The sequence below is a fragment of the Saccharothrix sp. CB00851 genome, assembly GCF_001905065.1.
GTDB lineage: Bacteria > Actinomycetota > Actinomycetes > Mycobacteriales > Pseudonocardiaceae > Actinosynnema.
Genome location: NZ_LWLC01000027.1, coordinates 39,772 through 54,303, shown reverse-complemented (window position 1 = coordinate 54,303; position 14,532 = coordinate 39,772). Strand labels below are relative to the sequence as shown.

Below are 14,532 nucleotides of genomic sequence, written 5' to 3'. Positions count from 1 at the left end.
TGCCCGCGGCGGCGGGCACACCGAGCGGCCAGGCGTGCGCGATTATCCGGAACCCGTGCTCGGCGTCAGCCAGCCGTAGCTGCCCGGCAACCCCATCCGCTGCCAACGGTCCCAGCCGGCGCCGGGGTAGGACCAAGGGTTCGGCAGGCCCTGGTCCAGGTGGTCGTAGGCGATCAGCGCGTCCCGCGCCGTCTTGCAGCCGGGGTTCGCGGCGGCGAACCGCTCGACCCGCGGCCTGGCCCCGTCCACCCACTCCCGCACGGGCGTCACGGGGTCGTCGGTGAACCACCACGTGAACCAGTCGTGGTCCTCCCACAGCAGGTCCGTGGTCCAGCGCAGCGCCAGGTGCACGACCCCCACCTCGCCCGCCGGCCCGTCGAGCCGTGCCAACCACGGGCGCAGGTCGTCGTACACGCAGGCCAACCCGCCGAGTAGCTGGACGAGGTCGTACGTGGACCACCGGCCAAGGGCATAGGCCAGCACGGATCCCAGGGCGTCGTCCACGGCACGCCGCTCGTCGTCCGGCCACGACGACAGGTCGGCGGAGTGCCGCCCCAGACTCTGGAGCGTGAGGCCGACGTCAACGGCTTGCGCGCCGACCATCGCGATGACGCGGTGCGCGTACCGCCGCCACAGCCACCGCCACTCCTCGAGCTCCCAGTGGTCGGACGGCTCCCGCGCGAACTCGCCGACGAGGTCGTCCGGCGCCAGGGCGGGATCACCCGCCAGCACCTCCAACTCGTCGGCGGTGTAGCAGTAGGAGCAGCCGGTGAGTTCCATCGGACCGCCACCTTAACGCGAAAAGGGCCCTATCCCGCTTTCGCGAGGTCGACCACTGCTCACCGCAGGTGAGCCTGCAGCGGGGCCGCGCACCGCAGCAGGGTGCTCTTGCCGGAGCCCGACGGCCCCATGATCGCCGTGAAAGTGCGCCGGCCGAACCGTGTCGTCACGTCGTCCGGAGACCGTTCCTCATTCCAAGATCATCCGACCACGTGTCGGACCGTTCGCAACCACACTGGGCAGTACAACTAGTCGGGGTGCGGCGTGAACTCCTGGGTGCCGATGACGGCGAGCAGCTCTAGTTTGTCGACGCTGTCGGTGCCCAGCGCGGGGGTGAACCACAGCAGGCGCTGACGACCGTCCTCGCTGAACAAGGTGAGGCAGTTGACCTCGACCAGGCCGAGCACGGGATGGTCGATGCGCTTGCGGTCGTCGCGGCGGAACGCCACGTCGTGCTCGGCCCACAGCCCGGCGAACTCGGCGGAGCGGTCGAGGAGTCCGGCGACGAGCGCGCTCGCCCCGGTGTCCTTGGCGTCCCGGCGTGCGGCGGCGGCCCGCAGGTCGGCGGCGAACGCCCTGGATTGGGCCGGGTGGTCCTCCTCGGGGTAGAGCCGCCGCGCCTCGGGGTCGGTGAACCAGCGGTGCACGAAGCTGGCTTCCTTGCCCCGGAAGCGGGAGTGGTCCCCGAGCAGCGCGATGGCGAGCGGGTTCTGCACGAGCGTCACGTGCAGGTCGGTGATCACCTGCGCGGGGGTGGAGGTCAGCCGGGTGAGCAGGTCGAGCATTCCGGGGTGCACGTGCGAGCCCGCGCCGCCACGCGGCACCGGCCGGTTGGCCAGGTGGTAGAGGTGGTCGCGCTCGTCGGCGGTCAGGCGCAACGCACGCGCCAGCGCCGCCAGCATCTGTTCCGACGGCTGCGACCCGGCTCCGCGTTCCAGCTCGTTGTAGTAGTCCACTGACGCCCCGGTCAGGTGGGCGACCTCCTCGCGGCGCAGTCCCGGCACGCGCCGCCGCGGCCCGGAGACCAGTCCGACCTCCTCGGGGCGGATGCGCTCACGCCGCGAGCGGAGGAAGGCGCCCAGCTCGGCGTACTTCATCGAGTTCACGTACTCCAGTCTGCAGTGGAGCGGGCCACGGAGACATGGGACGGCGTCCCCTGTCACCGGTCCGCACGGTCCTGCACGGTGAAGGCATGACAAACACCGACCCCACTGTCCGACGGGTCGCCATCGTCACCGGGGGTTCGCGCGGCATCGGCCGGGCGGTCGCTCGCAGGCTCGCCGCGGACGGACTTGCCGTCGTCGTCAACTACGCCGGGGACGACAACGCCGCGGCGGAGACCGTGCACGCGATCACCGCCGCCGGTGGGAACGCGACCGCGGTCCGCGCCGACGTGGCCGACGAGACCGCGGTGGCGGAGCTGTTCGACCGAGCCGAGACCGAGTACGGGGGCGTTGACGTCGTGGTCAACTCCGCGGGCCGCCTCGCCCTGTCCCCCATCGCCGAGCTTGACCTGGACGTGCTGGACCGGTTGCACCGCGTCAACATCCGCGGCACCTTCGTCGTCGCACGGCAGGCCGCTCAACGGCTGCGCACGGGCGGCGCCTTCGTCAGCTTCTCGACCTCCGTGGTGGGCACGCAGTTCCCCGGCTACGGCGCGTACGTCGCGAGCAAGGCCGCTGTCGAGGCGATCACCCTGATCTTCGCCCGCGAGCTGCGCGGACGCGGGATCACCGTCAACACGGTCGCGCCCGGCCCGACGGCCACCGAGCTGTTCCTGGACGGCAAGACCGAGGAACAGGTGGCGGCGCTGGCCAAGGCGCCGCCGCTGGAACGACTGGGCACCCCGGAGGACATCGCGGGCGTCGTCGCCTTCCTGACCGGTCCCGAGGGCCGCTGGGTCAACGGCCAGGTCCTGCGCGCCAACGGCGGCCTGGTTTGACACCGCACTGAACGACAACGAGGAGAACACCTGTGCCATTCGCCAACTTCAAGGTCCCTGCGGGCACCATCAGCGCCGAGGACAAGAAGAAGATCGTCGAGCGAACCACCGAGCTGTACGTCGAGATCTACGGAGAGCGCGCCCGGCCGACCACGGTCGTGCTCGTCGACGAGGTCGAGGACGGCGGCTGGGGCGTCGGAGGCAACGTCCTGACCGCCGCGATGCTCAACAGCAACGCCTGACACGCCCCCGCGCACGACGGCGGACGGCCCGACGTCCCACCGGATGCCAGGCCTTCCGCCGTCGGCTTGTCCCCGTTCGGTTTTGCGGAGTTCAGGGGTGTTCGACGGCGCGACATCGGAGTCCGTTGAGGATCTGCGGTCGATCGTCCAACGTGGATCCCGGCGATCAACCCGAACGGCCCCACGCCACCCCCGGCCAGATCGCCGGCCTGGCCACCCATGTGTCCCCCGCCAACGCCGTCCTGATCGTCGCCGCCGCCTACACCGGGCTGCGCTGGGGTGAACTGACCGGGCTGCAATGGTCACGGGTCGACACGGCCAACCGCGAGATCCGCGTCGACGGCGAAGACGGCGCCCTGCACGAGGTCGGCGGCAACTCACACTCGGACCGCCCAAGACCCCGCCAGCGTCCGCACCGTGCACCTACCCGAGTTCCTGGCCGACCTGCTCGACGAGCACCACGACCTGCGACACACCCACAAGACCTGGCTGCGTCCCCGAAGTCCTTCAACACAAGCGGATCGGCCACAAGTTCCACGGCGTCATGGGCGTCTACTCCCACGTCACCCAACCCATGATCGACGCCATGCGAGCCGGACTCCAACACCGCTGGGAGCAAACGCGGGAGCACGAACCCATGACCACCTTCGTGCATACGGTTGTGGTCAAGATCGTTTGCTCCCAGATGCTCCCCGAAACGATCAATGGCCTGCGGACGGTGATCGTCTGCAGGCCATTGACCAGGTAAAACACATTGTGGGCGATACTGGGATCGAACCAGTGACCTCTTCGGTGTGAATGAAGCCGATATAACGCCTCTACCAGCACAAATAGAATGAACACAGGAAAAACGCGGCTATTGGGCGCCGTCGAATGCGGTACGACGGTGTTGCACGCGTCTGACGGCTCCCATTTTGCTCCCACCGCCCGCTCCCACATGCTCCTCAAGACCCCGAACCTCTAATCGGACCAGGAACCGTGGTCGCGGTCGAAGGACACCCAGGTCACCAGCAGCACGTCCACCCGGCCCTGGGAGGTCAAGGGCAGATAGGTGATCAATCCGAGCCCTTGGCCGACCGTGAGCTGGAACAGCCCGCCATCCGGATTGTCCGGGTCGAGCGGGCTGCCCCACTCGGGCACCAGGGTCAGGACCTCGAACGCCTCACCGAGCGCAACGAGCGCCTCGGGCGGAAGCGCGCGTAACTGCTTCTGCGCGCCAGGATCGATGTCGAGGTTGTACGCCATGATGGTCGTCGACCACCGCCTGGACTACTGGCGACTACAGACCCAACTCCGCCGCAGTTCGTCCCACGACACACTGCCCGGTCGGGAGGCACCCGCACCACGGACCGCGACGGTGATGTCCACCAGCCGACGGACCGCCTCCGGGTCCTCGCGGGTCAGTAGCGCGACCCGCCGCCACACCTGCAGGGTCGACCGCAACTGGTCCAGACGCAGAGTCCGCCTGGCCGCGCTCAACGCGGCATCGAAAGCCGCATCGAACTCGCCGGCATGCTCAGGCAGCAACGCTGCACGGATCAGCTCCGGCGAACCGAACAGTGCAGCCGCCCTGCCATCACCCACCCACTCGGGCGCCGACTCCAAACCATCCACGTCCGCCACCTGGCCAACAGGCCGGTCATGCTCGGACGAACGGGCAGCCTGAGAACTCACATAACGGACGGTAGATCCAACCGCCCCACCAGAGCTCGGGACACCGACACGACCCAGGTGCCGTACACCGAGATCCTCGCAGGCGAACACGCCAGCCGCAGTGCCGATGCGCCGGCGCTGCGCACAGCAAGCCGTTCTCCAGGCCGCACACTCGACTGAGACGCGGCGTCGATCGCCGCCAAGGGTGACTGCGGATGCCGACTCCGCACCCGGAGGCCGAACCGCATGAAAACCATCTGACCTGCATGGGTGGAATCTTCGGCAAGCACAACGATCGGCCCAGTCCAACCGCGGGCAAGGGCTGGCCCGGCGCAGCACGGCGACCTCGTGCCGCAGCACCAGCAACTCCACGCCCTTGGCCGCCGACGACCGACCCCAGCAGAACCAACCAGCCAACGACCCGGACGGAGATCAGACAGAGCAGTCGTAGCGCCACGCCTCACGATCATGCTCCTGCGCACCTGGCGCGCGATAATCGCAGCTCAGCGCCTCAGTGCAGAGTTCTGGCACCCACACCGCAGCCTCTGAAAAGCCGCCACCAGCTCACGAGGCACCTCGCGCTGAACCAGCACATCTCCACCGGCGGCCCGCCACGGTGTCGGCGTCCACCACGTCCTCAGGCGTGGCGTCGATCGGCAACAAAACCCCCACGGAGGTCATGACGGGCTCGCCGGATGCCGAGACGTAGCTGATCAGGTAGTCGGCATGACCAGGTTGGTCTCGGCGAACACCTCGACAGGCCCGGTGACGTCCAGCATCTTCATGCCACCGAACAGGAGGAAGACGATCTGCCAGCCACTCACCACCTCGGCGTGCCAGACTGCTTAGACCGCCCAGGAAGGACGCCTCGCAGTGGCCTGGAACGACATCCCCGCGAAGAACGACCCTGAATTCAGCATGCAGATCTACTACGCGAGGATTAATGTCCTCAGACAGTTCCTCTCCCCTTTGAGCACACAGGTCTTCGACGCGACCTGGGAAGCGACAGCAACGGCGGAGCTGCGCGACACACGCCGAAGCGCCCTGCTCAGCGAGCTGGTCGGGACACTCGTCCAGACCCTTGGCCTCGACGAGATATCAGAGCAGGAACCACCGATCGGTGGATGGTTCGTCCATTCCGGGACCACTCATTACGGAAAAGGATCCCAGAAAAGCATCGCGACTCTTCACCTTCCCGGTGGCGGCACCCTCCAGGGGGCCATTCGCCGAGACTGCGTCATCACGTCGAGCGCACTGGAGAACATGGCGGACAACGACGACACGTCCTTCGTCGTCGGCCGGAGGAAGTCCGCCACTACGTTCGACCTGGTCGCCGCCGGCTTCCGCGACCCGTACGCTTTCCTGCACGGGACCGCACGACACCTCGATCTCTTGACCTTCCGCGACCCGTTCGGGCCAGAGCGGCGGGCAAGCCTGCTGCCGCGCCTGGTGTCTCCCATCAGGATCGCCGACTTGTCTGACGAGCTCACGCTGGCGTACGCCGTGCACGACACCGTCGTGAGGTTCACGGCCGCGGTCGAGAACGAGGGCGTTTGGAAGATGCTGTACGACGCCTCCGGCGAGGTGTTGCACGAGACCAGGCATCAAGCGTTGTTCCGCTGCTTCGCCCAGCTGTCGTTCGCCGCCCTGGGAATCAAGATTCATCCCAACGCCGACCACGGACGCGGCCCGACCGACCTGACGTTGACACTCGGCGACGCCGTGCACGTGGTCGAGTTCAAGAAGGACACCAGCAAAGCGAAGATCTTGCACGGCCTGACCGTCCAGCTACCCCGGTACATGGAATCGGCGCGCGCGGAGTTCGGCAGCTACGTGGTCATGTGCCACGAGAACGAGAAGAGCGCCGCCTGGGAGGCCATGGACGGCAAGACCGACCTCCACAAGGTCATCAACGCTTACGCGATCGACTGCCGGCCACAGCGATCTGCGTCCAAAGCCTGAACTTCTGGCAGCAGGCTGGGACCCCTGGAACAGAACAACGACGTAAATCCTGAAGAACACTCACCGCGCCCCCAGCCTGTCCACGAGAAACGGCGAGCGCTCCGAAGATCACTCGCCGTTCACACCACTCGTGAGGGCGCTAGCGCCGTCCGACAGGGTCACGCAGCGCAGCACTGCCTCCCGGCCAAACAACACGACCTATGGGGTTGTGCCTGCCGATAACTCCATCCATGCAGGTTGAAGCCGTGCTAGCGTGAGGGGCCGAGGTGCTCGTGAGTGCGACTGCAGGTCCGCAGCGCCCTCGGCTGACGCGGCATGATGACCGACCGTGCTGCTCCGACTGGCCTATCTCGGTGTGTCCAACTCGTTCGCTTTGCTGCGCCTGCTGCCCATGAGCGACCGGGCAAGGACACCGAGATCCTGGCGCTGCGCCACCAAATCCCGGTCCTGCAACGCCAACTCGGAGACGCCCGCCCACGGTTCTCCCCCACCGACCGGGCCTTCCTCGCCGCCCTGCTGCACCGACTCCCGGCGCAAGCGCTTCATCGACTCCGACTACTGGTACGCCCGGAGACAGTCCTGCGGTCGCACCGAGACCTCCTCGCCCGCCTACTACCCCAGATTATCGGCGCGCGGCGGAGGTGCCTTCCTTTATGGGTGTCCATGACGCTGCGACATACATGAAGGTACGACGTCCAGGCCGAGGATGTCGGGCGGTACGGGCGCGGGCCGAGCACCCACTGTGCAATCGAAATATGCGCTCGCGTCCAGGTGCACATTCGACACGGGGGCAGTGGTGCTTATGGCGCTCGCATGGTGGCGATCATCGCCGCGCGGTTGTCGTGATCGGTGAGGCCGTGGTCGTTCGAGCCATGCCCTGGTGGCGTCACCGCGGTGGTCGTATTCGCGGTTGTATCGCTCGGTCATGTTTAGCGACACGACGCCTACCCGGGCGAATGGTTGCCGTCATGCAAACGAGTGGGACTCACGCCCGGGAGGTGGCGGATGCCCGGAGGGCTTGCTGTGCTCAGGGAGGCGCGTTCGGCGACTGACCGAGCCTGCGCCGCTCATTTGCCACCATGAACAATGAGGAACAGTGACCACACGTCTACCGATTGGCCGGATCGCCCGCCGAGCCGCCGTACTGGGTGCCACGCTGGCCGTGGCCGTAGCCGCGCCGCTGTCCGCATCGGCGCATACCGCCGACCAACCCGAGGTCTTCATCTGCGACGAGGTGGACGACTCGGATCTGCCCACGGTCACGGCCGACGGATGTGAGTGGACGAGCCCCGTCATCCTTCCGGACTCGTTCATCATCCAACCCGAGTATGCCCGCTGGTACTACAGGTGCCAGAACGGTCATGCCGCCGGGACGGCCGTCACCGGATACTACTGCGAACGGGATGTCTGATCGGACGAAACTCTGGGTGCAGCGGCCGATCTGTAGGCATCCCAGTTAGGTCGCCCGGGTTCCCGTGCTCGCCGCGGTACTGGTGTTGAGTCGGCCGGTGTGAGCGACCCCCGGCTCCCGGAGGTGCTGTCGGGCGCCTCGCGCACGTGGGCCCGACAGCGGGGTGCCGCCAAAAGGGGGACGGCCGGGATCCGCACAGGCCGCCTACGTGCTGATCACCCGACCACGCGACATCTTCCGTGAAGCCCTTCGGCACCGGTCATGGCGGAGCCGGATGGGCGACCAGCTCGCAGGCGTCCGGGTCGTTCAGGCGCAACGGATCTGTTTGATCGTCTGGACGTCACCCGTCACCCGGACCATCACCTTGATCTTCGCCTGGTCGCTGTCGAAGGTGCGGAAGCATTTGCTCGACCGCACCACTGTCGAGACGATCAACCGAAGACCACGCACGAGCGTTCCGCACGACGGCGGCGTGTCTTGGCAGGCCACCCCTACCCGGACACTGAGCCTTTTCCAACCTCATCCGGCGTTGAGGTGGAGTGTGAGGACGGCTCTGGTCAGGTCGGTGATGTGGGTGGTGGAGCAGCGGAGTCTGCGCAGTAGCCGCCAGTTCTTGAGGGTGGAGACGGCGCGTTCGCCCAGGGCGCGGATGCGGGCGTGGGAACGGTTGACTGCCTGCTGCCCTGGTGACAGGTGGTGCCACTTGCCTCGGTAGGGAATGCGGACCGGGCCGCCGGCGCTGTACCTGCCGATAACCTCGTCCATGCAGGTAGAGGACGTACGAAGCCCAAGGAGAGGCGAGCGTTCGCGGGCACGGCTGTCATCTGCCGTGACGTCGACCAGCACGGCATCATGACCGGCTGTGCCGCTCCGACTGGCCTACCTGAGCGTGACCAACGCGTTCGCGCTGCTACGGCTGTTACCCATGAGCGATCGGGACAAGGACGTGGAGATCCTGGGCACCAAATCACGATCCTGGAACGCCAACTGGGTAACGCCCGTCTGCGGCTCTCTCCCGGCGACCGAGCGTTCCTCGCGGCACTGCTACACTGACTGCCGGCCGCCACGCTTCGTCGGCTCCGATTGCCGGTGCGTCCGGAGACGGTGCTGTGATGGCACCTCAGCCTCATCGCACGCCGCCACGCGGCCAGAGCCCGTCCCAAGCGGCCCGGCCGACCACGGACCATCCGCTCGATCCGATTCCTGGTGCTGCGCCTGGCGCGGGAGAACCCCACCTGGGGCTACCGCCGCATCCACGGAGAACTGCTCGTACTCGGCATCAAAGTCGCAGCCTCCACCGTCTGGCAGATCCTCAAGGACGCAGAGATCGACCCGGCACCCGAACGCACCACGACGACCTGGTCGGCCTTCCTCCGCTCACAGGCCGGCGCACTCCTGGCCTGCGACTTCTTCGAGACCTCCACCAGCCGTCACCGATCAAGTAACGATCACCCGACTCGACATCCGCCGACGACAGCAATTGGGCGGCATCCTCAACGAGTACCACCACGCCGCCTGACCTGCACGGACGACTTTCTCGGCAAGCACAAGGTCACCATGGAGCGGCCAGCACGATGTAAGACCGCGTATTCGGCACCGTTATGGGTCGGCGGTGGTGCCCGTGCTGAGCTTTCTGTTCGTCGTCGCCTACGGGCTCGAGCAGACCACGTGGCTCCACGCGAGGCGACCGCCCCACCCGCCGCACGGTGGACCGCAGCGCCTCGCCGACTGTGGGCGGCCTTATTCGGTCCTGGTTTCGGGTGCGTGCGCCGTCTGGATGTGGTGGTGCATCGTGGCAGCGTCGAAGTCGAGGCCTCGGTCGGTGTAGATCGTGGCGGCCTCCTGCCAGCAGGCGATGGCCTCCTCCGTGCGGCCGAGGTGGCTCAACGACGTGGCGAGGATGGCGAGCGGGTGGGCGAGAGTTTCCTCGTGGCTGCCGAGGGAGGTTCGACCGAGGGCGATGGCGCGTCGGCAGTGGTCGATCGCCGCGTCGTGGTCGCCGAGGCCCTGGAGGCCCTTGGCGATGGCGGCGAGCGCGCACGCCTCACCGTCGGTGTCGCCGAGCCGGTGACGCAGCCGTGCGCTGCGTCGTCCGTGGTCGATCGCCCGCTGGTGGTCGCCGAGGTCCGCGTGGAGTTCCGCGATGAGGCCTTCCGCCACCGCCTCCCACCGTCCGGTGTCGAACCCGCGGCCCAGCGCGCACGCCTCTTCGAGGTGGTGCAGGGCTTCGGCGTGACGGGTTTGCCTGCGCAGCAGTTGGCCGAGTTCGGTGCGGGCGGCGATCTGGATGTGGACGTTGCCGGTGCGGCGGGCGAGTGCGGCGGCGCGGGTGAGGTCCGGCTCCGCGTCGGGGTGGTGGAGGTGTGCCAGCGCTTCTCCACGGGCGAGCAGGGCGTTCGCCTCGTGTTCGGTCCGGCCGGATCGCTGGGCCGCGGTCAAGCCCGCGGTGGCGGTGGCGATGCGGTCCTCCCAACCGCCCATGAGCACGAGGAATCCGAGGGCGTCGACGAGCCGCACGGCCTGCTGGTCCAGGTTCCGGTCGACGGCGTGGTGCACGGCGGCCACCAGGTTGGCCCGCTCGGCGGTGAACCACGCCCAGGCCTGGTCGCGGTCGGCGACGGGGTGGGGGTGAGGCGGTTGGTCGGGGTTGCTCACGACGCGCGTGTTGGTCGGGTAGAGCCGGCGGTCGGCGGTGTGGGCGGTGTGGGAGTACCAGGTGAGCAGTGCGTCGAGGGCGCGGTAGCGTTCGTGCTCCGTGTCGTGTTTGCGGGTCAGTTCGTCCGCGTAGGTGCGGAGCAGGTCGTGAAAGCGGTACCGGTCGTGCGCCACCGGTTCGATGAGGTGCGCGTCGGCCAGCGCGTTGAGCAGTTGACGGGTTCGAGGTGGCGGCAGGCCCGCCAGAGCCGCCGCCGCGGATGTCGAGATGTCCGGGCCGGGGTGCAGACCGAGGCGTCGGAACAGGTGGGCCTGCGGCGTGGTCAACTGGTCGTAGGACCAGTCGAGGACGTTGCGGACCGCAGCGTGCGGATCCCGGCCCCAGCTCAGCGCGTCGAGCCTGGCGTTCTCGTCGGTGAGCTCGCCGACGATGTCGGCCACGGAGACGTGGTCGTGCGCGGCGGCGCGGCCGGCGGCGATCCGCAGTGCCAGCGGGAGCCGTGCGCACAGCCGGACGAGGGTCTCCACCGCGGCTGGTTCGGCTCGAGCCCGGACGGGACCGATGATGCCGACGACCAGGCTCGACGCCTCGGTCGGCGAGAGCACGTCGAGGGTGAGGCGGTGCGCGGCCTCGGTGACCACCAGGCCGGTCAGGCTGTCGCGGCTGGTGACCAGTACCATGCAGCCGGGCGCTCCGGGCAGCAGCGGCCGAACTTGTTCGGCGCTGTTGGCGTTGTCCAGCACGATCAACATCCGGCGCCCCGCGGCCAGCGTGCGGAACAACCCGGAGCGGGCGCCAGTCCCGGCGGGCACCGCCGCCGGGGGCACGCCGAGCGCGACCAGGAAGTCGTCGAGCACCTCGTCCGGGCTCGCGGGTTTGCCGGGACCGTAGCCGCGCAGGTTGCTGTGCAGGGTGCCGTCCGGGAACCCGTCCTGGACGCGGTGCGCCCAGTGCACCGCGAGCGTCGTCTTGCCCACGCCGCCCGACCCGTCCAGGGCGGAGATCACCACGGCCCGACCGCCGGCCGGTGGCATCAGGGCGTCGAGCGCGGCCAGGTGGTCGGCGCGGCCGGTGAAGTCGCGGATCGACTGCGGCAGCTGCCGCGGCACCGGTGGCGCGACACTCCAGGGCGACCTCGGGACGGGCGGTGGGGCAACGACAGCCCGGTCGGGTGGTCGAGGTGCACCGCGCAGGATCTGCTCGTGCACCCGCTGGGCGTCGGCGCCCGGGTCGACCCCGAGTTCTTCGGCCAGGCTCGTCCGGAGGCGGTGGAACACAGTCAGGGCATCCGCTCGCCGACCGCAACGGTCCAGCGCCACCATCAGCTGCGCGTGCAACCCCTCGCGTAGCGGGTGGTCGTGCACCAGCTCGGTGAGGTCGTCCACCACCTCGTGGTGCTCGCCGAGTTCCAGCTGCCACCGCACGCGCAGCTCCAGCGCGCTGAGCCGCAGCTCGTCCAGGCGGGCGGCGGACCGGGTCAACGCCGCGGTGCCCAATCCGTCGAACGCAGGCCCGCGCCACAAGCCCAGCGCCGCCCGCACCGCCTCGACGGCCCGGTCCAGCGATCCCGCGGCGGCGAGGCGGCGGCCGTCGGCGACCCCTGCGGCGAACCGGAGCGAGTCGAGCTGCCCGTCCTGGACGCGGATCCGGTAGCCGGGCTCCTCGGTGACGATGAGCTGCCGACGGGTGTCGCCGAGGCGTTCGCGCAGTGCCGACACGGAGTTGCGGAGCTGCTTGCCGGCGGTCTCGGGCGGCTCGCCGTCCCAGGTCATCTGGGCGAGCCTGGACAGCGCGACCACCGTGTTCGACGCCGACAGCAGTCCGGCCAGAACCCGCTGACGACGTGCCCCCGGTACCACCACCCGCCGACCGTCCGCCCAGACCTCGAGCGTGCCGAGTACGCGGAACTCCATGCTCCCGGTCTCCCCTTACCGGCGGTAATCAGCCATGAGCATAGCGTCGGAAACGGCCCTCCAGCCAGGGGTTTCGGCCCCTCGTCACGAACCGGGGCGGTGCTGCAAGCGGCCGGTGGTGACGCGACGGTGACGGTGTGGGGACGGCGCGCGAGACGGTCATCGTCGTCCAGGCCGACCTGGAGCCGGTCGCGGGAGGCGCCCGGCAGTGGATTCGGAACTCTCGACGAAAGGTCGTGGAAGATCGTGCGTTGGTGGAAAAGTGTCTTCGTGGCAGTGGGGCTCGTCCTGGCGAGCGTGGTCGCCACGCCCGGTGCTGCTCAAGCCGGCCCGTCCGTCACCCAGCGGGAGGCGCCGGATTCCGGGTTCGGCAACTGCCCGGCCGGCTGGTTCTGCGCCTGGGAGCACAACGACGCACTCGGTCGTTGGTTCCAGACCCAGCGCGCCCAGACCAACCTGATGAACCCCATCGCCGGGTTCGTGTTCGGCGACCAGATTTCGTCGGTGTGGAACCGCACGAACGTCGACTGGTGCGCCTACCACTGGTCCGACTTCCGGGGCGATGCCCTGCTGATCGAACCCGGCGCGTGGTCCGGCAACCTCGAGGCGGACACGGGCGTGTGGGACAACACGATCAGGTCGCTGAGGCCGCGACCCGCCAACAAGGACTGCGTACTCCCGGACTGATCACACCCGCCTCGAAGGTCGTGGGCCGCCCGCGGGCGGCCCACGACCGGCTTACGCCGCGCCCAGGAAGGCGGATCGGGGCCCTGCCGTCACCCCTTGAACTCTCTATCTCGAGCTGGCTATGGACGGAAACCTTCCACCGCCACCCGGAGTCGTGCCGCAAGCCTCCGGTGCGCAATACGTTGCGGTGAGTGCTACAGAGCGGCAGGCAAGCGGTGGCGCAGCCACACGGCCCGGGCAGCTTCGGGCGGGGCCTGTCAGCATGACGGCCGGAGTCGGTGCAGCAGTGCCACGAAAGAACGCGCGGTCGCCGGGGGAACTGCGGACAGGTATCCCCAGTGGCCGCACCACCCGGTTCGTGATGCTCGTCCACGTCGCCCACCACCGCAGGGCCGACTGCGTCGCCCATCTGCTGGCACGCAAGATGAAACGCTCCCCGAGTCCATGCGCAACAACGTCACCCGGGACCGGCGAGGATGTCCGCTCACGCGACCTTCACCGCCTGCACCGGCATGCCGGCCTACTTCTGCGACCCACACGCACCCTGGCACCGCAGCAGCGTCGTCGACCAGTGGGCAGGCGACGGCAGCCTCACGCGCGCTGCTGGCCGAGACCACCTGCCGGCTGATCTACCCACACAGCGGGGCGCTCAACGGCATCAACACCTGGCTCACACCGGTGGTCGTCGGCACGAACTGGAACATCTACGAAAGGATGTTCATAGCTGACATCGACTCCGACGGCCACGACGACATTCTCGCCGTCGACTTCGATGACCTGACGGCCTACTTCTACGAGCACAGCGGAACCTTCAATGGTAAAGCAACGTTCCGTCCACGAACTGCCCTCTTCAAGGGCGACGGCTTTGAGCCGAACAATTGGAGCTTCCTCACAGAGTGGAGCCGAGAAAACCCCGACCTACTCGACATCCTCGTTGACGGCGCCAGTCCCGCTAACGCCCACCGGCACACCGGAAAGGTAAACGGTATGCACACCTGGGACTTGAACAGCACCTGGACGTGGCCGACCAGTCAATTCACCCGCGAAACGACTCTGTGCATATTCTTGTTCGACGTCAACGGTGATGGCGGGAACGATCTAGTGAAGTCCACACCCGGTGGAGCGTTGATGTATTACCCGTTCCGCGGCTGGGGCGCATCCCCACCGCTCGGGTCTCCGGTCCAGATAGGCAACGGCTGGCAAAACATGGACACGATCACCTGATCGAGCCGATCATCATACCAACGAAATAGGCGACCAGGACATGAACCTAATTGGCAGACTGA

At 68.0% G+C, this 14,532-nt stretch carries 12 protein-coding genes and 2 pseudogenes; 6 read left to right on the top strand and 8 right to left on the bottom strand.

Features of this window, described 5'->3' with window-relative positions; genetic code table 11:
- Nucleotides 1-42: 42 nt before the first annotated feature.
- The 3 genes and pseudogenes from A6A25_RS25400 to A6A25_RS25390 all read right to left on the bottom strand — a co-directional run bounded on the left by A6A25_RS25400 (nt 43) and on the right by A6A25_RS25390 (nt 1,877).
- Entirely contained in the window at nt 43-780 is a 738-nt protein-coding gene (locus A6A25_RS25400) for a hypothetical protein (protein WP_073893993.1), read from the bottom strand.
- A gap of 77 nt (nt 781-857) precedes the next feature.
- Nucleotides 858-956: pseudogene (locus tag A6A25_RS25395) on the bottom strand (ATP-binding cassette domain-containing protein); the annotation flags it as partial.
- A gap of 72 nt (nt 957-1,028) precedes the next feature.
- Nucleotides 1,029-1,877, bottom strand: coding sequence for a helix-turn-helix transcriptional regulator (locus A6A25_RS25390; protein WP_073894279.1), 849 nt, complete (start codon nt 1,875-1,877; stop codon nt 1,029-1,031).
- Between the two features lie 95 nt (nt 1,878-1,972).
- Between A6A25_RS25390 and A6A25_RS25385 the strand changes: the two genes are divergently transcribed.
- Together A6A25_RS25385 and A6A25_RS25380 are read left to right on the top strand one after the other, a co-directional pair.
- Nucleotides 1,973-2,722: an SDR family oxidoreductase gene (locus tag A6A25_RS25385; RefSeq protein ID WP_073894277.1), complete on the top strand. Its 750-nt coding sequence runs from the start codon at nt 1,973-1,975 to the stop codon at nt 2,720-2,722.
- A gap of 32 nt (nt 2,723-2,754) precedes the next feature.
- The gene (locus A6A25_RS25380) at nt 2,755-2,964 is read left to right on the top strand and encodes a 4-oxalocrotonate tautomerase family protein (RefSeq protein ID WP_073893990.1); all 210 of its coding nucleotides are present in this window, start codon (nt 2,755-2,757) and stop codon (nt 2,962-2,964) included.
- 960 nt (nt 2,965-3,924) lie between these two features.
- Here A6A25_RS25380 and A6A25_RS25370 read toward each other — a convergent pair.
- Both A6A25_RS25370 and A6A25_RS25365 read right to left on the bottom strand, forming a co-directional pair.
- Nucleotides 3,925-4,209: a hypothetical protein gene (locus tag A6A25_RS25370; protein ID WP_073893984.1), complete on the bottom strand. Its 285-nt coding sequence runs from the start codon at nt 4,207-4,209 to the stop codon at nt 3,925-3,927.
- A gap of 24 nt (nt 4,210-4,233) precedes the next feature.
- Complete coding sequence (locus A6A25_RS25365) at nt 4,234-4,578, bottom strand: DUF6247 family protein (protein ID WP_241828905.1); 345 nt, start codon at nt 4,576-4,578, stop codon at nt 4,234-4,236.
- Nucleotides 4,579-5,490: 912 nt separating this feature from the next.
- Here A6A25_RS25365 and A6A25_RS25355 point away from each other — a divergent pair.
- Nucleotides 5,491-6,579 (top strand): hypothetical protein, encoded by a 1,089-nt coding sequence (locus tag A6A25_RS25355; protein ID WP_073893981.1) that lies wholly within the window; start codon nt 5,491-5,493, stop codon nt 6,577-6,579.
- A gap of 345 nt (nt 6,580-6,924) precedes the next feature.
- On the opposite strand, the gene A6A25_RS44890 is transcribed toward A6A25_RS25355, so the two are convergent.
- Entirely contained in the window at nt 6,925-7,125 is a 201-nt protein-coding gene (locus A6A25_RS44890) for a hypothetical protein (RefSeq protein WP_083668655.1), read from the bottom strand.
- 550 nt (nt 7,126-7,675) lie between these two features.
- Here A6A25_RS44890 and A6A25_RS25345 point away from each other — a divergent pair.
- A complete protein-coding gene (locus tag A6A25_RS25345; RefSeq protein ID WP_143193397.1) occupies nt 7,676-7,990 on the top strand; it encodes a hypothetical protein in 315 nt (104 codons plus the stop codon).
- A gap of 519 nt (nt 7,991-8,509) precedes the next feature.
- Here the strand turns inward: A6A25_RS25345 and A6A25_RS25340 are convergent.
- Both A6A25_RS25340 and A6A25_RS25325 read right to left on the bottom strand, forming a co-directional pair.
- A pseudogene (locus tag A6A25_RS25340) lies at nt 8,510-8,740 on the bottom strand (transposase family protein); the annotation flags it as partial.
- A gap of 990 nt (nt 8,741-9,730) precedes the next feature.
- Entirely contained in the window at nt 9,731-12,559 is a 2,829-nt protein-coding gene (locus tag A6A25_RS25325) for an AfsR/SARP family transcriptional regulator (protein ID WP_073893976.1), read from the bottom strand.
- A 270-nt stretch (nt 12,560-12,829) separates the two neighbouring features.
- Here A6A25_RS25325 and A6A25_RS44240 point away from each other — a divergent pair, with 270 nt between their 5' ends.
- Nucleotides 12,830-13,246 carry a peptidase inhibitor family I36 protein gene (locus A6A25_RS44240; RefSeq protein ID WP_158073815.1) on the top strand — a complete coding sequence of 139 codons (417 nt, stop codon included), beginning with the start codon at nt 12,830-12,832 and terminating at the stop codon, nt 13,244-13,246.
- Nucleotides 13,247-13,690: 444 nt separating this feature from the next.
- A complete protein-coding gene (locus tag A6A25_RS25315) occupies nt 13,691-14,470 on the top strand; it encodes an FG-GAP repeat domain-containing protein (RefSeq protein WP_143193396.1) in 780 nt (259 codons plus the stop codon).
- Nucleotides 14,471-14,532 lie beyond the last annotated feature (62 nt).

What these genes read in the sequence shown, in the direction of transcription:
- A6A25_RS25400 (WP_073893993.1), bottom strand. Translation starts at nt 780, where the DNA reads ATGGAACTCACCGGCTGCTCCTACTGCTACACCGCCGACGAGTTGGAG.
- A6A25_RS25390 (WP_073894279.1), bottom strand. Translation starts at nt 1,877, where the DNA reads ATGAAGTACGCCGAGCTGGGCGCCTTCCTCCGCTCGCGGCGTGAGCGC.
- A6A25_RS25385 (WP_073894277.1), top strand. Translation starts at nt 1,973, where the DNA reads ATGACAAACACCGACCCCACTGTCCGACGGGTCGCCATCGTCACCGGG.
- A6A25_RS25370 (WP_073893984.1), bottom strand. Translation starts at nt 4,209, where the DNA reads ATGGCGTACAACCTCGACATCGATCCTGGCGCGCAGAAGCAGTTACGC.
- A6A25_RS44890 (WP_083668655.1), bottom strand. Translation starts at nt 7,125, where the DNA reads ATGAAGCGCTTGCGCCGGGAGTCGGTGCAGCAGGGCGGCGAGGAAGGC.
- A6A25_RS25325 (WP_073893976.1), bottom strand. Translation starts at nt 12,559, where the DNA reads ATGGAGTTCCGCGTACTCGGCACGCTCGAGGTCTGGGCGGACGGTCGG.
- A6A25_RS25315 (WP_143193396.1), top strand. Translation starts at nt 13,691, where the DNA reads ATGCGCAACAACGTCACCCGGGACCGGCGAGGATGTCCGCTCACGCGA.